Raw genomic sequence first — 22,679 nt, 5'->3', positions numbered from 1 at the left:
CTATTGCGCAGCGGCGTTGTGGCGGCGCTTGGCAAGTGGCCGGATGGCCGGGAAGTCCTGATCGGTGAGTGTTTCTTTTTCAAGAAGAAGCGCCGCGCCTTCGTCCAGTTCCTTGCGATGCGCGTTCAGAAGGTCCTTGGCCTGCGCGAACGCCTGTTCGACACGGGATTTGATCGCCATGTCGATCTCGCGCTGGGTCTGGTCGGAAACCTCGACGACGTCGCCGCCCGGCTGGCCGAGAAAATTCTGTCTCTGCGCGGAGTAGATCCGGTTGCCCAGCCCGGTCTCCATGCCGTATCGCATGACCATGTCCCGGGCGACCTCGGTGACTTTCTGGATGTCGTCGGAAGCGCCGGTCGAAATCTCGCCGAAGACGATCTCTTCCGCCGCACGCCCTCCCATCAGGACGGTCATCCGGTCTTCCAGGTCCCGGGTGGTCATCAGGAACCGGTCCTCTGTCGGCCTTTGCATGGTGTAGCCCAGAGCGCCGACACCGCGCGGGATGATCGAGATCTTGTGCACCGGATCGCAACCTTCCAGATTGGCGGCGACCAGGGCGTGGCCCATTTCATGAAAAGCGACGGTCTTGCGTTCCTTGTCGGACAGGAGGCGGCTGCGTTTCTCGATGCCCGCGATCACGCGTTCGATGGCTTCGCTGAAATCCGGCAGGGCAACCGCGTCGCCGTTCCGGCGTGTCGCGAGCAGGGCGGCTTCGTTCACCAGCGTGGCCAGATCCGCCCCGGTGAAACCCGCCGTCAGCTGGGCCACCTGGTCGAGGTCGGCGTCAGGCGACAGCTTGATCTTCTTCACATGGACGTCGAGGATCGCGCGACGTCCGGACTTGTCCGGGCGGTCGACAAGCACCTGGCGGTCGAAACGTCCCGCACGCAGCAGGGCCGGATCCAGGATCTCGGGCCTGTTGGTCGCTGCCAGCAGGATGATGCCGCTCGAGGGATCGAAGCCGTCCAGTTCCGTCAGGAGCTGGTTGAGCGTCTGTTCCTTTTCGTCGTTCGATCCCATCGGACTGTTGGCGCGCGCGCGTCCGAGGGCGTCGAGCTCATCGATGAAAATGATGGCGGGAGCGGCCTTGCGGGCCTGCTCGAACAGGTCGCGCACCCGGGCGGCACCGACGCCGACGAACATCTCGACAAATTCGGAACCGGAGATGGAAAAGAACGGCACGCCCGCCTCTCCGGCGACGGCGCGGGCGAGCAGGGTTTTCCCCGTCCCGGGAGGACCGATCAGCAGGATGCCCTTTGGAACATGCGCGCCCAGGCGGCCATAGGCTTGCGGGTTCTGCAGGAAATCGACGACTTCCTGCAGTTCGCGTTTGGCCTCGTCCACACCGGCGACATTTTCGAAGCTGACATCCACACCGGTCTCGACATAGACCTTCGCCTTGGACTTTCCGACGGTCATCATGCCGCCGAATCCCTGTTTTTCGGCAAAGCGGCGGATGAAAAACGCCCACAGCCCGAACAGCAGCAGCACCGGCAGAACCCAGGAGAGGATATCGCGCAGGATCGTGTTCTGGACGACGCCGGTGAACTTCACATCGTATTTGCTGAGCTCTTCGGCGAGCGGGAAGTCCACGCGGGTGGTGATGAAATACTGTTTGCCGTCCTTCGAGGGCTCCTTGAACTTGCCCTCGATGACGTTCTCCTTGACGGAAATCTCGTCGATCTTGCCGTCCTTGAGATACTGTTCAAACTGGCTGTAAGGGATCTGTTCGACGGTCTTGTAGGTGGTCCACCAGCTTTGGAACATCAACACCAGCATCAAGGCCGTGAAGGCGTACCAAAGATTGATCTGGTGTTTCTTGTCCATCGAAGGATCCGTCCCCTGTTGACCGGCGGTATGGCGCCATTGGGAGGATTTGGCGGGGCCCTGTCAAGTTGCGATAGGGTCACAGGGAACCCGCCTTACGTGGATCAGACCGCCGGTCCCGGCTGACGCTTGGAAAGCCGCGTGCGGAACGACGAGGCGCTGGTGCGGGCGAGATAGATCACCGGGATCAGACCGACCAGAACGATGGCCAGCGAGGGCAAGGCCGCCTCCTCGAAAGCTTCCCGGGAGGCAGCTTCGAACACGGTTGTCGCCAAGGTCTCGAAATTGAAGGGGCGCAGCAGGATCGTGGCCGGCAGTTCCTTCATGCAGTCGACGAAACTGAGCAGGGCAGCCGACAGCAGCACCGGTTTGAGCATCGGCAGGTGAACCTGCGTCAGGGTCTGGCCGCTGTTGCGGCCAAGTGTCCGCGCGGCCATGTCCAGATGGGGCGTGATGCGGCCGAACCCGCCTTCCACCTGGCCGTAGGAAACCGCGAGGAAGCGCACCACATAGGCGTAGACCAGGCCTGTGCCGCTTCCCAGCAGCAACAGCCCGGTGTTCAGGCCGAACCATGCCTCCATGCGCGCGTCGAGCAGATTGTCGAAATTGGCCATCGGGATCAGGATGCCGATCGCCAGCACCGTGCCGGGAATGGCATAGCCGATGGACGCCAGCCTCACTGCACCCTTGAGCGGGCCGTTCGGGCTCAGGCGCAGCGCATAGGCCAGGCAGATGGAAATCACGACGGTCAGCAGCGCGGCGACTGCGGCGAGGCTGAAACTGTTCCAGACGGTGGTCAGAAAGCCGTCGGTCAGAACGAAGCTCAGCCGCCGGCTGGCACGGTCCGCCAGCAGCACGCCCGGAACCACGAAGCCTGCGAAGACCGGAACCAGGCACAGGACGAGCGCGAGCTTCGCCTGCCAGGGGTTCAGGTCGAACCGCGTCGGCGGACGGTGCTTGGCATCCCCGCGGCTGTCGAAACGTTGCTTGCGCCGTCCGAAGCGTTCCAGCCACAGCAGAAGAAGCACCATGAAGAGCATGGCCAGGGCAAGCTGGGCGGCGCCCCCGAGGCTCGAGCGATTCAGCCAGGTGTCATAGACCGAAAACGTCAGGGTCTTGACCCCGAAGAATGTCACCGCGCCGATGTCGTTGAGGCATTCCATCAGCGCCAGTGAAATGCCGATGGCGATCGCCGGTCGGGCCAGGGGCAGGGCCACGCGGAAGAACAGGCCGTAGGGAGAGGCGCCGAGGGTTCTGGACACATCCAGCGTCGAAGCCGACTGGATCAGGAAACTGGCGCGGGTGGTGAGATAGACATATGGGTAAAGCACCGCGCCCATGACGAAGATCGCGCCGCCGAGCGAACGGATTTCCGGAAACCAGTACTCCCGGGACGTCTGGTAGCCGAACAGGTCGCGGACCAGGCTCTGGACGGGCCCCGTGTAGTCGAGGACTTCCACATAGGCGAAGGCGACGATGTAGGTCGGGACGGCAAGCGGCACCAGCAGGGCCCAGTCCAGGATGCGCCGGCCCGGAAAATTGCACATGGTGACCAGCCAGGCGGTCGCGACACCGGTGAGACCGGTGACCAGGCCGACACCCAGCATCAGCAACAGCGTGGTCCGTAGCGCTCCGGGCAGGACGGTCGTCAGCAGGTGGCCCCAGACGGCGCCGGACGGCGTGAATGCGATCCAGACAATCGCCGCCAGCGGCAGCAGCACAAGTGCGGCGATAAACAGCGCTGCGGCTTGCCAGAAACGGTCGACAAGGGAATGGGTGGGCGTGCGCAACAAGAGCGGACTTTTCACTGAGAATTGTTCGCAGGAAGCTCTAACGGCAAATGCTGAAAAAAGCAAAAAGCGCCGCTATGGGCGGCGCTTCTCGTTGGTCTCGATAAGGAAACGTTCCTCAGGACGCAGGGCCGTCGTCGAAGCCGACCTTGTCGACCAGCTCACTGGCGGTCTTGCGGTTCTTGGCGATCTCGGCGAGGGACAGCGCGTCCGGCTTCAGGTCGCCCCAGCTCTGGACGCGCTCCGAGACTTCCACGCCCGGGGTGACCGGGTATTCGAAGTTGGATTCAGCGTAGATCTTCTGGGCGTTCTGGGAAGACAGGAACTCGACCAGGCTGACCGCATTGTCCTTGTTCGGAGCGTGTTTGGCCAAAACGACACCGGCAAGATTGACGTGGCTGCCACGGCCATCGGCATTCGGGAACAGGATACGCACGCTGTCGGCCCAGTCCTTCTGTTCCGGCTCTTTGTCGTTGGTCTGCATCTTGCCCATGTAATAGGTGTTGCCGAGCGCGATATCGCATTCACCGGCAAAGATGGCCTTGACCTGCGCCCGGTCGTTGCCGGCAGGCTTGCGGGCCAGGTTGTCGCGAACACCCGCGAGCCATTCCTCGGTCTCCTCGGCGCCGTGATGCGCGACCATGGAGGCGATCAGGCCGATGGTGTAGACATGCTGTCCCGAGCGTGTGCAGATCCGGCCCTTCCACTTGGGATCGGAGAGCTCCTCATAGGTGATGGCGTCCTGTGCGACACGATCCTTGGAGGCGTAGACGATACGCGCGCGGTTGGTCAGTCCGACCCAATGGCCTTCCGGATCGCGAAACTGCTCCGGAATGTTCCCGGAGACGACATCGGAAACGATCGGCTGGGTGACGCCGAGCTGCTTGGCGCCGTCGAGACGGCCGATGTCCACTGTCAGAAGCACGTCTGCCGGAGAGTTCTCACCTTCCGCGGCGATCCGTTCGCCAAGGCCCTTCGAGGCAAAGACGACGTTCGTCTTGATACCGGTCTCTGCCGTGAACGCATCCAGAAGCGGCTGGATCAGGAACGGCTGGCGATAGGAATAGATGTTCACTTCACCGTCGGCGAACGCGGGCGCAGCGGCAAGGGATGCCGAAGTCAGTGCGAGGGCGCCTGCCAGGGTGCGGAAAGTGGCGTGCATGTTTGGTCTCCCGGTCATCTGGTTATTCTGGCCTGGGTCAAATGGCCTCAGATTTGGACCGCACTATGTCGCTGGGTCAGTAAGAAGTCAATAAATCAAGCAAAATCAATAGTTTAGAATTATTCAAAACTAACTGGAGACTTATACTCCAGTATTGAGCGGGAAAAGGAAGCTAAAACAGGAGTTTATCACTCGACTTTGGCGGGCGGCTGTCCCGAACCGCGATCCGGTGCAGTGATCACGAATGTGTTACCGGTCGGCTCGGGGAAGATCCCTGGCCGGGACCCTGTCCGCTCCGCCGTCCGGGGAGCGGCGACACTCGTGCCGCCGGTCATCCCGATACCGGATGGCAAAGACGCCGCGCGGCAAAGACGCCGGCACGGTCAGTCCGGCCGGTCTGTCATTCCGACAGCACCCGCTGGGTCGGAAAGAGGATTTCCACCAGGGTGCCCTGGTCCGGTGTCGAATCGATGTGAAAACTCGCCCGGTTGGCTTCCACCAGTGCCTTGGTCAGCGGCAGGCCAAGGCCGGTGCCGCCCCCGCGGCTGGAGGTATGAAGCTGCCTGAAGGGTTCAAGCGCAGCCGCAAGCTGCTTGGTGGTCATGCCGGTGCCGGTATCGCGCACCCGAAGGGCGACCTCTCCATTGCTTTCCAGAGCCGTCGACAGGATCACCTGCCCGCCGGAGCGGTTGTACTTGATGGCATTGGACAGGAGGTTGAGCACGATCTGGCGCAGGGAGCGCGGATCGGCAACCACATCGGGCACCGATTCCGGCAGGCTTGCCCGAATGATGACCCGCTCCCGGTTCGCCTGCGGCTGCATCAGCGCCACACATTCGTTGATGACGTCGTTGGTCGATACGGCGGAGAAATTCAGGTCCAGTTTGCCGGCCTCTATCTTCGACAGGTCCAGAAGATCGTTGATGAGGCTCATGATGTGCGAGCCGGACGTGCGGATGTCCTTCAAATAGTCCTTGTAGCGGTCGTTGCCGATCGGGCCGAACCGTTCCTCCATCATCACCTCGGAAAAGCCGATGATGGCATTCAGCGGCGTGCGGATCTCGTGACTGATCTTGGCGAGGAAGTCGGATTTCTGCGAGCTTGCGTTCTCCGCCTGCCGCTTGGCCTCGGTGAGCTCCTCCTCGGCGGTTTTCCACTGGGTGATATCGCGCAGGACCGCGCAGTATTTGGCATCGTCCTGGCTGCCGTTGATACGGCCCATGGTCATGAACAGCGGGATCAGACCACCCGTCGGCATCTGGCCGAGGACCTCGCGGCCATCGTTCAAGATGCTGGCCACGCCGTTGCGCGACAGGCCGTCCAGATAGTCGGCGGCGGACCGGTGGCTTTCCGGGGCGAGGAACTCGGTGAAGGGCGCGCCGATCATGTCCGAGCGGCTGGCGCTGAACAGCGCCTCGGCGGAGCCGTTCACCTTCAGGACCGTTCCGTGCAGGTCGAGCACGAGGACACCGTCCGTCGCTGTCTCCAGAATGGTGTCCATCTCGGCGATCTGGTTGCGCGCGCTGTCCAGTTCCGCGCGCACTTCTGCGAAGAAATTGGGCGATGCGGGCGTCGCCGCAGCGGAGACCGGCTGGGCCGCCGTCCCCTTGCGTTCGGTAATCGAGATCATCAGCCCGTGGCCGCCGTTCCAGGGCACGGAATGCATGTGCGCATCGACATTCAGCACACCGCCATCGGACAGGCGCAGTTTCATCGCCTCGTCGACTTCGCCGTCCATGTCCTCCGCGTCCGGGAGTTCCTCCGCGTCGTCGATAAAGAGCGCTTCCAGTCCGCCCGCCTGTGACAGTTTCGCGATCGACCTGTAGCCGAGCATGGCAAGCAGCGCCTTGTTGGCGTAAAGCACTTCGCGGTCATCCACGATGGCGATCCCGATGGGCAATCGGTCGAGCAGGCTCGGGTCGATCGGGCCGGCTTCCGGCACCTCCGGCGGCAGATCCTCTTCCGGTTCCGCCTCCCGGTCCGGAGCATCGAAATCCTCCAGGTCGCCTTCCAGCCGAGCTCCGAGTGCCTCGGCGATCTTGCGGAAAGCCTGCCGCTCGGGCCTGGAAAGACTGGAGGTGTCGACCGGAACGACACGGGGCCTGGCTGTCGCCAGCGCAATGACTTCACCGGTCCTGGCTGGCTCCGGCGTTTCGTCTCCACCGGACGCCTCTTCGGCGGCCCGGTCCTCGGTTTCGAAAGCCGCTGTTTCCTCGAAGAACTCGCGCTCGTCCGTCGTTGTCTTTTCCGTTGTGTCACCGGCGTTCGGGACGTTCGTCCCCGGCGCCCCGGCTTCGTCCGCCGACACGTTGTCAGGCACGGGCGCAGGAACAGGCCCAGGAACAGGCGCTGTGTCAAGCGTTGCCGCTGTCTGCTCGATCATCCGGCTATCTTCATCGACAATGTCGAACTGGCTGTCTTCAAGGGCGGGCACGGGCGGGTCCCTTGCGTCGTCTGCCCCGTCCTTCGGCAAGACGTCGTTCGCCGGATTGTCGGCGTCCACCGGCGGGCGTGTCGCGGCACCTGCGGGACTTTTGGCCGTCGGGTCGTCCGTGGTGCCTGCAGCCGTATCGCCGTCATCTGCCGGCTCTGTTTGCGAAGGGGCCGCCTCGCCCGGAGGCGCGTCGAACAGGTCGCGGGATTTCTTTTCCGCCGTCTTGTAGGATTTTGCCAGCGACTTGACGGCACTTTCAATCTCGGCGGGCTCGAGCGGCGCCGTTCCTGAAATGCCGGTCGGCTCGTCGGCCTCAGCCGCGTCCCGGCCGCCTTCCGCGCCACCATCGACAGCATCACCATTGCCGTCACCTTCGTCCGTATCCATGAGGGCGCTGGCGCGGTTTTCCGCTTCAATCTCCGCACTCTGCGCGTCAGCGGCTTCGGAAAGGGGCTCTTCCGACTGGAGCAGGTCGTCCTGCCGCTCGGCGCCTGCCGGGTCCTGCGGGCTTCCGGCCGGTACGGACTGGCCGGTCTGCAATGCTTCCAGCCTGGAGTCCAGCGCGGCGCCGGGCAGATCGTCCGCATCCTCCACAGCCGCGTTATCCGCGGGTTCCGAAGAGGTGGTGCCTGCGTCCGCAGCAAGAGAGGTTTCGGATTTCACGGAAGGGTCCGGGGCGGCTGATGGCTCTGACGGACCGGAGACGCCCGGCTCGGTGGGAGCTGATTTTCCGGTAAACCGGGAAAGCGAGCCGACCAGCGCGGCCGCGCTGGCACCGAGAAAGGTTTTGCCGGCAAATGAATCCGGTTGGGCGGGTTTCAGGTCTTCGAGCGATGAGGCCGCGTCGGACGCCTTGTCCTGGCCGGAAGGCATGCGTGCCTCGGAGGTGGCCTCGTTCTCTTCCCTGTCCGTTTCTTGGTCAGGGGTCCCGTTGGCAGCAGTGTCGCCTGACCCGGCGTCCGTCTGCACGGGAGACATTTGATCGGTTTGCGGGGCTTCGATCGCCGGCTGGTCCGCGACCGGACGGTCCGCGCCTGATGGCGCGACCCCGGACACGTCTTCCTGCGGGGAGGCGGTTTCGGTCGGGTCCGAGAGGCGCCGGTCCTCACTGCTGCCGAGAGGATCTTCGGTCTGGTCCACTGCCTCTGCGTCAGCCTCCGCTTCCGCATCCGGGCCGGTGGCCGCGTGTTTTGCGCTGATGCCGATACCGGAGGCGGGCCCTGCCTCGGACAGGTCCGCGCCCGGCAACGGTCCGTCGGGGTCGCTGATCGCATCGGCGGTCCGGCAGACGCCGAACCCCCGGTATCCCTCGAACCGGCGATTGCGGTCGAAGGCGGGCAGGGCGGCCATGTCCACGGGAACACGCAGCGCCGCACCGCTGACCGGCCAATCGACCGTCTTGCCGCTCCAGGTGTCGCGGCGATCGAGCGCCCGGGCGATCTGGCCGCGCGGGTCGAGGCCGTATCTGGCGGAAACCGCTTCCCAGGTCTGCCCGACAATATCGGTTGCCGCCGGACCCAGCACATCTGAAAATTCATCGGACAGGAACGTGAACCGCTGGTCGATATCCATCTTCCAGGCAAAACGCACCGGCCGCCTGCGCGGCTGGAACACAAAGACATTTTCCGGCTCGTTCGGCAGGTCGGTTGATGGCTCCTCGGTGCCGGCCGCAACGCCGGTCCTGGCGGCATCGGTCTCCGGATCGCCCGCCTCATCGCTGCTAGCCTCATCGCTGCCGGTCTCATCGCTGCCGGTGTCGATTGACGCAGGCGGCGCGTCCGGCTCTGTCACCGGATCTGGCGTGGCACCAGGAACCTCGGGCGTGGCGTCAGGCACTTCGTCAGCGCGGTCCTGCGCGTCGGTGCTCGCGTCACTTCCTTGCACAAGTGCGCCTTCATCCTCGGGTGCCTGAACGTCCTCGAGGTCTTCGCCTGCGTCGGCCGGGGTCCCGGCAAGGTCGTCGTCATGGTCGGGCATGCCGCCGGGGGCGTCGTCATGGTTGTCCGCCGGGGCCGGCGCGGTTTCGTCCGTCGGCGGAGCGGCAAGCGCCGTGGCGCCTGATGCCGCGACGGCGGCAACAGCGGTTGCACCGATATCTTCGGGCGTGCCGGCCTGGGGGCGGTCCGCATTCGCCTGGCGGTTGTCGGCTTCACCGCCGTCTTCGTCTTCGTCGCCGAGCGCGGCGTTTTCCAGCACGACCAGTCTGTGCTGGTCGGTCACCTGCAGGACAACGCCGTCGTGATAACAGCCGTCGAGTTCGATCGCGCCGAACAGGGCAATCTGGTCCTCGGGCAGGTCGAGGTCCTCGGGGGTGCCTTCGAGTTCGCCGATCCGCTCGACGACCGCCCCGGCGGAGGTCACGAAGACGGTGGCCGTTTGCGAGCCGAGCAATTCGGCGAAGGCCGGGAGCGGGTCCCTTGTCGCCGCCAGGCCCTTGTCGCCGCAAACGATCAGCGCGGCGGCGGTGCCGTCGCCAAGCACGATCCGTTTGCATTGACAGGTCAGCAGCATGACCCTCAAGCCGCGATAGAACCGCAACCTGTCGATGCTGAACTTGTCGGTCGGGCCGGCTTCCGCGATGCGGGCGATATGCGGACGGGCGGGGGAGCGCTCGAGCGCTGTCAGGCGGCCCAGATCCGAAATCGAATGGGCGGAGAAGAAAGCAGCTCCGGCGGCGTTGGACCACAGAATGCGCGCGCCATCGTCCGACCAGAGCCAGGCGGCTCTCTTGTCAGCAACAAGCTGAACCAGTTCATCCCCGGCAGACAGCTCCAGGAATGATTGGGTCTGTTGGTCCATGGCTCTGCTCCAAGCGGATCTGCAATCCCGGTTGACGGGTGAGCGGCCGCCGGATTTGCTTGCAGTGGTAAACAGTCTGTTAATACAAGCAAACTCCGGCGTCGTCCACGTAAAGCAAGGTTGCTAAAGGGGTTACATGAAGGCGTGGTTAATCCGATCGACCAAGTTTGCCCGAATGCCGTCGCCGTGTTACGAATTTTTGGCATGGAAGGATTTCAGGAGAGCTGCCTGATCACTTCCGTCGACCCGAGGAGCGCCGACATGACTACAGACAAGACAGGTTTCGAAGTCCCCGATCAGATGCGGGAATTCGCTGAAAAGAGCGTCGATCAGGCCCGCAAGGCCTTTGACGATTTCATGGGCGCCACCCACAAGGCGGTCAGCAATGCGGAAGACAGCGCGAGCGCGGTTCAGGTCGGCGCGGCGGATGTCAACAAGAAGGCGCTGACCTACGCCGAAGAGCATGTCGATGCCGCATTCAAGTTCGCGCAGCAGCTGGTCACGGCCGGTAATGTCGAGGACATGATGAAACTGCAGCAGGACTATCTGCGCAGTCAGATGGAATCGCTCGGCGAACAGGCCCGCGAATTCTCCAACTCGGCCACCAAGGCCGTTCAGGATGCCGCCAAGGCCGCCCAGAAAAAGTGATTTTCCGGAACACCGCGCAGGGCGCATCCGCCCTGCGCCCTCAGGAAAACTACTGCATTGCACAATACGTGTTTCGGTTGTAAATTTCCTTTCTGCGCCCAGACATTTCCGAGATGTCGCCCGTTGCCCTCTTCTGGTGGCCCTCTTCAGGTGTTCGTCGCGACCTCAAACCTCGTTTGAGGCAGGACCCGTCGAGACACGACAAGGCCGCAAAATCCGAGACCTCCCCGACGGAAACTTATTGTGCAACGCAAAAAAATGTTGCAATGCACAATAACATCCCTTATGTAGGGGATGCGGATGACGACAGGGCCCGCCGGCACACGATCGGCGGAAACAACAGAACCAATGATCGCATCCGAACTCAAGGAGATGAGATCATGACTGATACCAACACCACCGCATCGGCAAAGACCGCCCCGAAGGCTCGCACCACCAAGGCAAAAGCTGCCCCCGCCGGTGCCGCATTCCCGGATTTCGAAGCATTTGCCATGCCGAAAATGGAAATTCCGTCCGTGTTCCGTGAAGCCACGGAAAAGGGCATTGACAACGCACGCGACGCTTACGCCAAGGTGAAGACCGCTGCCGAAGACGCGACCGACCTGATGGAAGACACATTCGAAACCTCCCGCCAGGGCGTTGTCGAGTTCAACCACAAGGCCGTTGATGCTGCCAAGACCAACGCCGATGCGGCCTTCACTTTCTTCAAGGACATCATGTCCGCGAAAAGTGTCGCGGAAGCCATCGAGCTGCAGTCCAGCTTTGCGCGCCAGCAGTTCGACACCCTGAGCACCCAGACCAAGGAAATGCAGGAGCTGGCCACCAAGCTCGGCACCGACGTTTCCGCACCGGTCAAGGAAGCCATGGAGAAAAACTTCAAGGACCTGAAGGTCAACTGAACCGAACTGGCCGCTTTTTGAGCGACAACACGACTGGATGCCCGGGGAACGCCCCGGGCATTTGCTTTTCAACAGGCCGGATTTTCCGAAATTTCACGCTTGCCGGTTGGAAAAAACGCGTTTAAAAGACGCCCACGCATCTGGCGCCCTGCCCAACAGGGCCCGCGCCGGATTGACGACCTTAGCAGACGTAGCTCAGTTGGTTAGAGCGTCGGATTGTGGCTCCGAAGGTCGGTGGTTCGAACCCACTCGTCTGTACCATTTCTCCCTGACAACCGATCTTCCATCTCTCCCTCTTCGCGGATGCTTCGAGACTCTGTGAAGACTCGGGTCTGAACCGGTTCCGTGCGATGCTGCGTTCTTTCCCGGCTGAGGCCAGGAGCGGGAGGGAGAACGACATGTCTGAAGATATACCGGGTCTCGGAGACCGGCTGTTGCGCTTGCCGGGTCAGCTGCTGCTGGCCCTTGTGAACGCCACCGCGGTGCTCGTCATTGCCGCCTGCGTGCTGGCAATTCTGGTTCTGAACCGGGTGGATGAAGCCGGTGAACGGATCGCGGGAGCCGTGACCGAAGCCGCGCTCACGCGCCTGCAGGTGACACCGGCGGACCTCAAGGCGCGCCTTGAAGCGATTGACGAACGGATTGACGGCCTGCGCGCGCAGCTCGCCGATCCGGATCGTCAGGACCATTGGCAGGTGAACGACCAGTTGAAGGACCTCAACCGCAATCTCGCCGGGATCAGGGCCGCCGCGGAAGGCCTGGGCGCTGCCGGACCGGATGTTGCCGCGGTTGCCTTCAATGAGGCCGGTGATCTTGTCACCCGGGCCCTGTTCGCCCTCAGGGGTTGTGAGGCGGGTGAAAAGCCGACCGATCCGGCCGGCATGCCGGCGGTCGGACCCTCGGGCTGAACCGAGGGTCTGCGGATGTGCGAGACCCGGACAAGCCTGGCTCGCATCCGCCCGGTCGGGAGGCTCGTGTGACGGCGCCTTCACGGTGCGGCATCGGGAAGATCCGCCCGCTCGCGGACCTCTGCGCAGGTGGAAATCGCGCGCCGGTGGCGGGGTATACTTGTCCCCGGCGCGGACCCGTCGGGGCCACATTGTCCGCATCGACCGCCGGATTCAAGTCGCAAACAGCCATAAATCCGATCCGCGAAAACAGTTAGTCCGTCAACGCGGCTGGCAATTTCCGCCGGGCTGGTCTAAGCGCAGGAAACACGGTGGCAGCGCCATCATCCCGACATGAGGAGACCCGCGTGGAAGATCTCAGTTTACTTTCCCTTGGCCTTCTGGCCGCCGCGCTTCTGGCGACGGGGGTTGTCGCGGGCATCATCGCCGGGTTGCTTGGCGTCGGCGGCGGCATCGTCATCGTGCCGGTGCTCTATTACATGTTCACCGCCCTCAAGATCGATCCCTCCGTGATGATGCATGTGGCCGTCGGGACCTCGCTTGCCACGATCCTGGCGACCGGCGCCTCCTCGGCGCGCGCCCACTACAAGCGCGGCAGCGTCGACATGGACCTTCTCAAACGATGGTGGTGGGCGATCGCGCTCGGCGTGATCGCGGGCGCGACCCTGGCCGGCAATATCTCCGGCGGCGCGCTGACACTGGTGTTCGGCATCGTCGCGCTTGCCGTGGCCGCCAACATGCTGCTGCGCAAGGACGGGTCCCACCTGGCCGACCAGTTGCCCGGCGCGCCCTGGCGCGAAGTGCTCGGTTTTCTGATCGGCGGCATCTCGGTCATGATGGGCATCGGCGGCGGAACGCTCGGCGTGCCGACGCTGACCCTGTTCAACTATCCGATCCGCAAGGCCGTCGGCACCGCCGCCGCCATCGGCCTGATCATCGCCGTGCCCGGCACGTTGCTGTCGATCTGGTTCGGCATGGGAGCCGAAGGCCGGCCGCCGTTCTCGCTCGGCTATGTCAATCTGATCGGGTTCGCGCTGATCATTCCCGCGTCCACCCTGTCCGCGCCGCTGGGGGCGAAGATCGCCCATGCGATCGACCCGTCCAGGCTCAAGCTGGTCTTCGCCCTGTTTCTGGGCGTCACGGGCCTGCGCATGATCTACGGCGTGTTTTTCTGATCGTACGCGCGGGGCCAGCAGCAAGACTGATGGGTGGATCAAAAGGTTTCATTGGTGCCCCGTCCATGAATGCAGGATACTGAAGGCTCTCCAAACGGCGCACCCGCCGTTTCCGAAACCTTGGACAGACATGCTGGATAAAAACGTCACCCTCAGCCGGAAAGGCTGCGTGCAGGGCGCCGCGATGTGCATCCCGGTGTCTCCGGGCATCATCGCGCTCGGACTGGTTTTCGGCACGGTGGCCGCTCAAAAGGGGCTGAGCCTTCTGGAAACCGTGCTGATGAATTCGCTGGTCTTTGCCGGGGCCAGCCAGTTCGTGGCGATGGAAGTCTATGGCGATCCGCTGACCTGGGGCCTCGTCGTGGCGATGATCGGGGTGACGGCCGCGGTCAACATGCGCATGCTGCTGATCGGCGCGAGCCTGCGGCCCTGGCTCGGTCAGGTGCCGGCCTGGCAGACCTATCCGTCCCTCTTCGTCCTGACCGATCTCAACTGGCTGCTGGCGCTGTCGGCCTATGACAAGGGCACCCGCGACTGGGGCATCTACCTTGGCAGCGGCCTGTTCACCTGGTCGCTCTGGTCGATTGCGGTCGTGCCGGGCTATTTCGCGGGCAGCCTCGTGTCCGATCCGAAGGTCTTCGGTCTCGACGTCGTCCTGCCGGCCTTCTTCGCAGCCCTTCTCGTGCCGCTCTGGAAAGGCCGCCGGCAAACGGTCAGCTGGCTGGTCGCCGGTGCCGTCGCGGCCCTGACCTGGTATCTCTTCGGCGGCTACTGGAGCATCTTCACCGGGGCCATCGCCGGGGCTTTCGCGGGGGCCTATCTCGATGACTGAGGGTATCCTGTCCGCCGATCCGATGTTCCTGATCACCGTGCTCGGCATGACCATCGTGACCTATGCGCTCAGGGCCGGAGGCTACTGGATCATGGGGCGGGTGCCGATCACGGCGCGCGCGCGCCGCGGGCTGGAAGCCCTGCCCGGCGCGATCATCGTCTCGACCATCCTGCCGATCGTGCTGCAGGGCGGCCTGGCGGTGGGCCTGTGCCTGATCGTGGCCGCGCTCGCACAGATCGGTCTGCGGAAGGAATATGTCGCCGTTTTCTTCGCCGCTGCCGCCGCCGCCGCTCTCAGGGCGGGCGGCCTGTAGGGCCACGCCTAATACCGACCTCAATAGATAGAAACCTGTTTGATGAGGTTGATCTTAAAGGTTCAGGGCCTGCCGCGCACGGGCGAGCGTCTCTTCCTTGCCGTTGCCGGCGTCGATCCGGGACCAGGTCATCTCCCCCAGGTCGTATCCGAGTTGCAGCTCCACCACATCCGCTGTCGCATCCGATGCGTCCCGCGCCCTTGCGCTCACGCGTTCCTTCAGCACATGTGCCGGCGCGGTCAGCCACAGGCCGGCAAAACCCGCTTCGACCCGGGCCGCGATGGCACCGATCTGCGCCCGTTCGCTCTCGGCGGCGAAAACCGCGTCGTAAATGGCCGAATATCCGGCGGCAAGCACGCCCTGAACGCTCTCGTCCAGAACCTCATAGACGCGCCGCGAGGCTTCAGGCGTATAGGCCTCTGCCGGTGCCGTCTCGGTTTCCGCGATGCCGAGCAGGCGCTTTCGCATCACATCCGTGCGCAGCACCCGTGCCCCGGGCGCCCGTCCCAAATCCGGGGCCAGGGCGCAGGCAAGCGTGGTCTTGCCCGTGCCGGACAGGCCGCCAATGGCCACCAGTTGCGGCGAAGACGGTTCCAGAAAGGCAAGCGCATGGCGAAAATAGGCGCGCGCCTGCACCTGCTGCTGCCGTTTGTCTTCCGGATCGGACTGGGCAAGGGCCGCGCTCGCGGCGATCTTGGAGCGGATTGCGGCGCGCATCATCAGATAGAAGGGCAGGGCGGCGAGACCTTCAGGATGACTGTCCAGCCGGCTCGCGTCGAGATACCGGTTGAACACCCGGTTGGCCGCACCCGGCTGGCCGCGTTCCCACAGATCCATCAGCAGGAAGGCGAGGTCGTAGAGAATGTCTCCGGTGGCGATGGCATCGGAAAACTCGACCGCGTCGAACAGCACCGGTGCCCCGTCGATCAGCACGATATTGCGCAGATGCGCATCACCGTGGCAGCGCCGCACCAGGCCCTGCGTGCCCCGCCGCACGATCAGCTCCTGAAGATCCGCCAGCACGAAGCGGGAGGTTTCGGTCAGATGGCGCACGTCCCCGGCGGGGAAAAGGTCCGGATGTTCCAGAAAGGCGGCTTCGTTCTGGTCCACATAGCTGGCCAGCTCCCGGTGGAACCCGGCGCCGTCACGGAGCGGGGCAGTGTCGTGCGCGGCCACCATCATGTCGGCGAGCCTGTCGGAAAGATCGTCCGGTAACGGGCTTTCTGCCGCCATGACATCGAGCTCGTCGCGCCGCTCGAAGCGGTTCATTTCGACCGCCCATTCAATCGGCTCGCCGGAACCGTCCAGAGCCAGGCCGCCGGCGGCCTCGCGCGTGATCGGCAGGGCCCTGCGGTAGATCTGCGGGGCGTTGGGCCTGTTGCAGGTGATTTCGGCCTTGCAGGCCTCCTCGCGCAGGGAAAGCGTCGAATAGTCGAGGAACGGAAAACGGACCGCCCGCTTGACCTTGTAGGCCTTGCTGCCGACCAGGATGACGATATTGGCATGGGTGTCGATCCGCCTGGCGCGCGGATGCGCCGGATCGTCGGACGCCAGACCCGTCAGGAAATTCAGGGCCTCTGCCTGGGGTCCGTTCCGGCTTTCGTCCTGAGCCCCGTTCCGGGAGTTTTCCTGAACCATGTTGCGTCCTCGCGTTGTCGCCCGGCCAGCATGCCCCACGCACTATCGGACCGGTTTGATCCTTCTCAATGTGAGATGGCAGCGATGTGGCACAAGTAGAAAGGATTGTCAGTAAAGGAGGGCACCATGAGCGACCACCAGGGTTTGAAAAAGATCAGGCTGAACCTGGCCAGGACCAAGGAGTATCCGCAAGGCTCGGCGCGCCATGGCTACGAATTCACCGCACCGCTCGACGAGACCGGTCACATCGACGCCACGCACTGGAAGAAGGAACGCGACCATTGCCGAGTACGTCGTTTCTGGGGGGGCGAGGAAGAGGAGATCGGTCACCTGATTCACCGTCCGGGCGGATCCTGGGCCTTTCGTTACGACATTGACGGAGACGATGACGACGAAGCGGGCTACCGCTTCGGCGCTCATGCCTTCAATCCGGGTGAATATGTCTCCATCAAGGATGAAGACGGCGAATTGCACACCTTCCAGGTGGTGACTGTGCAGTCGATCTGACCAGTACCGCCGGAACTCCGGCGCGGATCTTCTTGCGACCGTGAAGGGGAGCGCCGGGAAACCGGCGCTCGATTTGTATGTCTTTCCATTCCGGAATGATCTCATTGCCAAATAACCTGATTTCCCGTTCTGACAGGCGGGTCTTCCATACGCTATAGAATGACCAGGCATTTCTGACTGGGATTGAGAGCATGGACCAGAAGACCGGCGGCGAATTACTGGTGGAGGCGCTGGAGCGCCATGGGGCGGACCGCGTCTTCTGCGTGCCGGGAGAGAGTTATCTGGCTGTGCTCGACGCGCTCCACGACGCGGACATTCCGGTCACCGTCTGCCGCCAGGAGGGCGGCGCAGCGATGATGGCCGACGCACACGGCAAGCTGACGGGCAAGCCGGGCATCTGCATGGTCACGCGCGGTCCGGGTGCCACCAACGCGTCGGCGGGGGTTCATGTGGCGGCGCAGGATTCAACGCCGATGATCCTGTTCATCGGCCAGATCGAACGCGGCATGCGCGAGCGCGAGGCCTTCCAGGAGATCGACTACCGCCAGATGTTCGGCGGCATCGCCAAATGGGTCGCTGAAATCGATCACGCCGACCGGGTGCCGGAATTCATCTCCCGGGCCTTCCATGTCGCCACATCCGGGCGCCCCGGCCCGGTGGTGCTGGCCCTGCCGGAAGACATGCTGGTCGAACGCGCCGCCGCGGAACAGCCGCCCGCCTGGACCCAGGTCGAGACCTATCCGGGCCTGACCCAGATGGCCGACCTGCAGAAACGTCTGTGGGCGGCGGAGCGGCCGGTCGCGATTCTCGGCGGCAGCCGCTGGTCGGAACAGGCGGTTGCCGGGTTCACGCGTTTTGCCGAGCGTTTCGAGCTGCCGGTGGCCTGTTCCTTCCGCCGGCAGATGCTGTTTGACAACCTGCACCCCAATTACGCCGGCGACGTGGGCATCGGCATCAATCCGGAGCTGCTCTCCCGTATCAAGGGCTCCGACCTGATCCTGCTGGTGGGTGGGCGGCTTTCGGAAATGCCGAGCCAGTCCTATGCGCTGCTCGACATTCCGTCCCCGAGCCAGCAGCTCGTCCATGTTCATCCGGATGCGGAGGAACTCGGCCGCGTGTACCGTCCGGCGCTGGCGATCCACGCCAGCCCGACCGCCTTCTGCAAGGCTGCGGAAGGTCTGCAGCCGCCCGCGGCTCTCAAGGGTGCGGGTGCGGCAGCGAAGGCGCACCACGCCTATCTGGACTGGTCCGGCGCACGGCCGCAAACGCCGGGAGACCTGCAGATGGCCGGGGTCATGGACTGGCTGGAAGCACATCTGCCCGAAGACGCGATCTGCACCAACGGGGCCGGCAATTACGCCACCTGGCTGCACAGGTTCCACCGCTTCCGCCGCTATGGCACCCAGGCAGCCCCGATCTCCGGATCCATGGGCTACGGCCTGCCGGCGGCCATCGCCGCCAAGCTGGCCTTCCCCGAGCGCGAAGTTGTCTGTTTCGCCGGCGACGGCTGCCTGCAGATGACCATGCAGGAATTTGGCACCGCCTGCCAGAATGGTGCGAACATCATCGTGCTGGCGATCGACAACGGCATGTACGGCACCATCCGCATGCATCAGGAACGGCATTATCCGGGCAGGCCCTCGGCAACCGATCTGGTCAATCCGGACTTCGCGGCGTTTGCGAAAAACTATGGCGCATTCGGCGAGACGGTCGCGCGCACCGAGGATTTCGGCCCTGCCTTCGAGCGCGCCCGCGCCGCCGGCACGCCGTCCCTCCTGCATCTGAAGCTCGACCCGGAGGCCATCACCCCGGCGGCCAGCCTCAGCCAGATCCGGGCGGCGGCCGAGGCAAAGTAGGGCGCTGCTTTCAAAGGTCTGCTTTCCGGGCGCGCGGTGCGTGGCTTGCTCTGGGAAAGCAGGCAGTCCTCACATCTCGTCGGGAACCTTCGCCACGGCAAGGCTCACCAGCGCGACGCCGGGGTCGTCCGGCGAGGTGCCGACCGTGAAGCCGAGGGCCTGGCACATGGAAATCATCGATGTGTTTTCCTTCAGGACTTCCCCCTTGATGACCTCGATACCGTCTTCCCTGGCGTAGAGGATGATCAGTTTCATCAGCGCCCAGCCGAGGCCGAGGCCCTTCAGGTCCGAGCGCACCATGATTGCGTATTCCCCGGTCTGGTGGTTGGGGTCCGCGTGCAGGCGGACCACGCCGAGCAACTTGCCGTCCTGCGGATCGATCGCGGCGAAGGCGATCGCGCGCGCATAGTCGAGCTGGGTGAGCCGCGACAGGAACCGGTGGCTGAAGTCACGCACCGGCGCGAAGAAACGCAGCCGCAGGTCCTCGTGTGTGACCGCCTCGAAAAAGGCCCTGAAGAGATCCTCGTCTTCCGGCCGGACCGGCCGGAAAAAGACTTTGCGTCCGTCTTTCAGTGTCTGTGTCTGTTCCCATTCCTGCGGATAAGGCGTGATCGCCAGGCGTGAGCCGCCGGTGCGGCCGGGACGCTTTTGCGGATGGCATAGCGTCATGCGGGCGTCGAGCGCGATCAGGCCGGACGGAAGCGAGACCATCGGATTGATGTCGAGTTCCTGGATTTCGGGGATGTCGATGGTGATCTGCGAGAGTTTGACCAGCGCCTGGCTGAGCGCGGTCCGGTCGAGGATCGGACGGGACGGCCCGCCGTCGAGCAGGCGCGCGGTCCGCGTCCGGCTGATCATGGCTTCGGCCAGGTTCAGGTCGAGCGGCGGCAGTTCCAGTGCGATGTCGATGCTGTCCTCTATGGATGTGCCGCCGTGGCCGAAGACAAGAACGGGCCCGAATTCCGGTGTTTCGGCCAGTCCCATGTAAAGTTCCAGCCCGTGCCGGTCCTCCAGCATCGGGTGAACGGAAATGCCCGCGATGTCGGCCTGCGGGAAGTCACGACGGGCTTTTTCAATCAGGTCTTGGGCGGCGAGGCGCACGGCCTCGGGGCTTTCCAGTCCGAGTCTGACGCCGTCGATCCGGGACTTGAAGGGAAGGTCCGGCGAAATCAGCTTGGCCACGCAGTGGGTGGCGACCAGGAAGAACGGCCGCGACAGCTCTCCCGTCTCCTCGGGTGACGCGGCCAGCTCCGTCGCCATGATCGGAAGGTCGTATGCGGTGAGAACCGCGACGACTTCCGGCGGTGTCAGCCAGGTGCGATTCTGTGCGAGGGCCGCCTCGACGATGACGCGCGCATTGGCGGTGTCCGGTGAGAAGGAACTGGGCAGGCTGGGCGGTGCCGCCATCAGGAATTCGCGCGATTTCGCGTCATGCGCCAGATACATCAAGCTGCGCGCGGCCTCTGCGGGACTGGCGTAATTCGGGATCCTGGCATCGGAAAGGGCCGCGCGGACCGTGCTGTCGCCACCGATCAGCCCGGCGACCAGGGCCTTGCGCCGTCCGGTCCGCCGCCGGTCCGCCGCCGCCGCGTCGACGATCGCTCCGGCGATCGTCGACAGGGACTGAAATGCGCTGGCCGCCTGCAGGACGATCGCTCCGTCGACTTCCGGATCCTTCAACACCGTGGTGATGGCGCCGGTGATCTCCTCCGGCGTGACGTTCTCCCTCAGGATCACCGAACCGCTTGCCGCCGGCGTTGCGTCGAGGTCGGGGTTGGCGCGGCTGACAGCCTTCAGGGAGGCTCTGGTTTCCGCTCCCAGGTCGGCGAATGCGCCGTCCAGATCCATCAGCCGGTCGACCGCAAGACTTGCCAGGCTGCGGCCATTGGCGATGACCGCGAGCTTGTTGCAGCGTGGCACGCGGATATAGGAAAGCGTTTCCAGCGCCTCGAACATTTCGTCCAGATCATGGACTCGCAACAACCCGGTTCTGCGGAACACTGTTTCATAGACAAGATCGGTCCTGGCCAGACGTCCGGCATGGGTCTTGCCGGTGCCGCCGGTGTCCCGGCTCTTGCCGGACCGGATCACGATCACCGGTTTGCTGCGCGCGGCCGCACGTGCCGCGGAGATGAACTTGCGCGGCACCGCGATGCCTTCCAGATGCATGACGATGGCGCGGGTCTTGTAGTCCTGGGCGAAGTAGTCGATCAGGTCGCTGACATCGACATCCATCCGCGCGCCGAGCGACACGATCGCGGAAAAACCGGATTTATGCGCCTTTGCCCAGGACAGGGTCGCGTTGAGAACAGCGCCCGAGCGCGAGAAGAAGGCAATGTCGCCCTTGTCCGGCCGTTCGGCGCTCAGCAGGGCATTGAGGCCGCTCGCGGGCACCGCGATCCCCAGGGTGCCCGGACCGATCAGGCGCAGGTTGGTGGGACGGGCGGCCTCCCGGCACGCTTGCAACAGATCGTCCGGCCAGGTCTCGAAGCCGGGGGAGGGGATCAGCACGGCTTTCGTGCCTCCGGCCGCCAGCGTCCGGATGGTGTCCGGAAGCGCCTCGGCCTGTGCCAGATAGATCGCGAGATCCGGCATGGTTTCCAGAGCGTCCAGCCCGGAGACCGTCTTGCCGCTGAAGGGGACATCCTCGTCGAAGCCGACCAGTGTTACCGGATGACCGGCGTCGATATCCTTCAGGCAGTCGATCAGCTTGTGCGTCAGGACACCCGGATGCCTGCAGGGACCGAATACGGCAATGGAATGCGGCGCGAAAAAGCCGTCCAGATTTCGAATGGTCACCTGCGCAGTCCTTTTCAAAATGCCCGAGATAAAGCCGGTATCCAGATGGAAACATAACAAAACCCGCGGACCCGATTGTGTCAGGTCCGCGGGCCCTGTGCACCGCAAAATTCAGGTCGGCGAGATCCTAGTGGGCCATCAGTACCGGGACGGTCATGGCTTCCAGAACTTCGCGTGTCGCGCCGCCGAACAGGAACTCGCGCATGCGGCTGTGGCCGTAACCGCCCATGACGACAAGGTCGTTGCTGTTGTCGGACACGTGGTTGAGCACGGCATCCGCGACGCCTGTCTGCGGGTTGGTGACCACTTCGACCGTGACGTCCATGTTGTGGCGGGCCAGGTAGTTGGCGACTTCGGCACCGGGTTGGCCGGCGCCGGCCTGCTTTGTCTTCTCGATGACAAGCACGGTGATCTTGTCGGCCTTCTCCAGCACCGGCAGGGCCGAGTGGATCGCGCGGGTTGCCGTTGAGCTGCCGTCCCAGCAGACCAGGACGTTTTCCGGCTGGAAGGTCGTGCTGCCGATGTATGGCACCAGCAGAACCGGCACGCCGCTTTCGAACAGGATGGTTTCGATCAGGAGCTCACGCATCGGCTCGGGCTTGTCCGGATTGGCCTGGCCGATGACGACAAGATCGGTCGGTCGGCAATTGACCAGCACGTTTTCCAGCGGACCGCCTGTCAGGATCTCCGCCATGCGGCTTTCGCATTTGACCCCGGCGATCCGCGCCAGCTCGTCAAAATCCTTCTTCGCCTCGTTCGCAGCGGCGATCGCCTGTTCGTGTGCCGCCTGAAGGTAGTCGACCGGCATCGGCGCGGCTGCGAAGGCCGGCACGACCGGTTCGAACGACACAGCCAGACCGGTCACGTGCGCGTCGTAATTGCGACCGAACTCCAGTGCGTATTTGGCTGCGGGCTGATCACCCGACAGGTCCAGAACCGTCAATATGTCTTTGATAGGCATCTGTCTCTCCATTGGCCGGTGTCAAAGCGGCGACCCGGCCTCGGTAAAAATCTAAAGGACCGAGTGAACCATCGTCCTTGACGCGTATCAACTGCAAGCCCGTATAGGTGGCGGCACCGGAAAAAATGCGC

At 63.8% G+C, this 22,679-nt stretch carries 15 protein-coding genes and 1 tRNA gene; 9 read left to right on the top strand and 7 right to left on the bottom strand.

The features are described from left to right. The 4 genes from ftsH to WNZ15_RS01450 all read right to left on the bottom strand — a co-directional run bounded on the left by ftsH (position 1) and on the right by WNZ15_RS01450 (position 10,012). Entirely contained in the window at positions 1 to 1,827 is a 1,827-nt protein-coding gene (gene ftsH / locus WNZ15_RS01465; RefSeq protein WP_342891153.1) for an ATP-dependent zinc metalloprotease FtsH, read from the bottom strand. Between the two features lie 104 nt (positions 1,828 to 1,931). Next, positions 1,932 to 3,635 carry an iron ABC transporter permease gene (locus WNZ15_RS01460; protein ID WP_342891152.1) on the bottom strand — a complete coding sequence of 568 codons (1,704 nt, stop codon included), beginning with the start codon at positions 3,633 to 3,635 and terminating at the stop codon, positions 1,932 to 1,934. Between the two features lie 100 nt (positions 3,636 to 3,735). Continuing rightward, positions 3,736 to 4,779, bottom strand: coding sequence for a Fe(3+) ABC transporter substrate-binding protein (locus WNZ15_RS01455; protein ID WP_342891151.1), 1,044 nt, complete (start codon positions 4,777 to 4,779; stop codon positions 3,736 to 3,738). A 400-nt stretch (positions 4,780 to 5,179) separates the two neighbouring features. Beyond that, entirely contained in the window at positions 5,180 to 10,012 is a 4,833-nt protein-coding gene (locus tag WNZ15_RS01450) for an ATP-binding protein (protein WP_342891150.1), read from the bottom strand. Between the two features lie 261 nt (positions 10,013 to 10,273). On the opposite strand from WNZ15_RS01450, the gene WNZ15_RS01445 reads away from it, so the two are divergent. The 7 genes from WNZ15_RS01445 (at position 10,274) to WNZ15_RS01415 (ending at position 14,787) form a co-directional block, all read left to right on the top strand. After that, a complete protein-coding gene (locus WNZ15_RS01445) occupies positions 10,274 to 10,660 on the top strand; it encodes a phasin (protein ID WP_342891149.1) in 387 nt (128 codons plus the stop codon). Between the two features lie 380 nt (positions 10,661 to 11,040). Continuing rightward, positions 11,041 to 11,559 carry a phasin gene (locus tag WNZ15_RS01440; protein WP_342891148.1) on the top strand — a complete coding sequence of 173 codons (519 nt, stop codon included), beginning with the start codon at positions 11,041 to 11,043 and terminating at the stop codon, positions 11,557 to 11,559. A 184-nt stretch (positions 11,560 to 11,743) separates the two neighbouring features. Continuing rightward, positions 11,744 to 11,820: transfer RNA gene (locus WNZ15_RS01435), tRNA-His, on the top strand. A 137-nt stretch (positions 11,821 to 11,957) separates the two neighbouring features. Further along, the gene (locus WNZ15_RS01430; RefSeq protein ID WP_342891147.1) at positions 11,958 to 12,467 is read left to right on the top strand and encodes a hypothetical protein; all 510 of its coding nucleotides are present in this window, start codon (positions 11,958 to 11,960) and stop codon (positions 12,465 to 12,467) included. A 347-nt stretch (positions 12,468 to 12,814) separates the two neighbouring features. Continuing rightward, positions 12,815 to 13,642, top strand: coding sequence for a sulfite exporter TauE/SafE family protein (locus WNZ15_RS01425; protein WP_342891146.1), 828 nt, complete (start codon positions 12,815 to 12,817; stop codon positions 13,640 to 13,642). A gap of 130 nt (positions 13,643 to 13,772) precedes the next feature. Beyond that, entirely contained in the window at positions 13,773 to 14,474 is a 702-nt protein-coding gene (locus WNZ15_RS01420; protein WP_342891145.1) for an AzlC family ABC transporter permease, read from the top strand. Further along, positions 14,467 to 14,787: an AzlD domain-containing protein gene (locus tag WNZ15_RS01415; RefSeq protein WP_342891144.1), complete on the top strand. Its 321-nt coding sequence runs from the start codon at positions 14,467 to 14,469 to the stop codon at positions 14,785 to 14,787. The genes WNZ15_RS01420 and WNZ15_RS01415 overlap by 8 nt, the downstream gene beginning before the upstream one ends. Positions 14,788 to 14,841: 54 nt before the next feature. Here the strand turns inward: WNZ15_RS01415 and WNZ15_RS01410 are convergent, their stop codons facing one another. Beyond that, positions 14,842 to 16,425 carry an AAA family ATPase gene (locus tag WNZ15_RS01410; protein WP_342891143.1) on the bottom strand — a complete coding sequence of 528 codons (1,584 nt, stop codon included), beginning with the start codon at positions 16,423 to 16,425 and terminating at the stop codon, positions 14,842 to 14,844. A gap of 126 nt (positions 16,426 to 16,551) precedes the next feature. Between WNZ15_RS01410 and WNZ15_RS01405 the strand changes: the two genes are divergently transcribed. Next, complete coding sequence (locus tag WNZ15_RS01405; RefSeq protein ID WP_342891142.1) at positions 16,552 to 16,932, top strand: hypothetical protein; 381 nt, start codon at positions 16,552 to 16,554, stop codon at positions 16,930 to 16,932. Between the two features lie 191 nt (positions 16,933 to 17,123). Next, positions 17,124 to 18,788, top strand: coding sequence for a thiamine pyrophosphate-binding protein (locus WNZ15_RS01400; RefSeq protein ID WP_342891141.1), 1,665 nt, complete (start codon positions 17,124 to 17,126; stop codon positions 18,786 to 18,788). Positions 18,789 to 18,857: 69 nt separating this feature from the next. Here the strand turns inward: WNZ15_RS01400 and WNZ15_RS01395 are convergent, their stop codons facing one another. Together WNZ15_RS01395 and WNZ15_RS01390 are read right to left on the bottom strand one after the other, a co-directional pair. Then, positions 18,858 to 21,587, bottom strand: coding sequence for a GNAT family N-acetyltransferase (locus WNZ15_RS01395; protein ID WP_342891140.1), 2,730 nt, complete (start codon positions 21,585 to 21,587; stop codon positions 18,858 to 18,860). A gap of 127 nt (positions 21,588 to 21,714) precedes the next feature. After that, the gene (locus WNZ15_RS01390) at positions 21,715 to 22,548 is read right to left on the bottom strand and encodes a universal stress protein (protein ID WP_342891139.1); all 834 of its coding nucleotides are present in this window, start codon (positions 22,546 to 22,548) and stop codon (positions 21,715 to 21,717) included. Positions 22,549 to 22,679 lie beyond the last annotated feature (131 nt).

Origin of the sequence: Roseibium sp. AS2, assembly GCF_038900065.1 — a bacterium.
GTDB lineage: Bacteria > Pseudomonadota > Alphaproteobacteria > Rhizobiales > Stappiaceae > Roseibium.
This window is presented reverse-complemented; position numbering and strand designations above follow the sequence as displayed.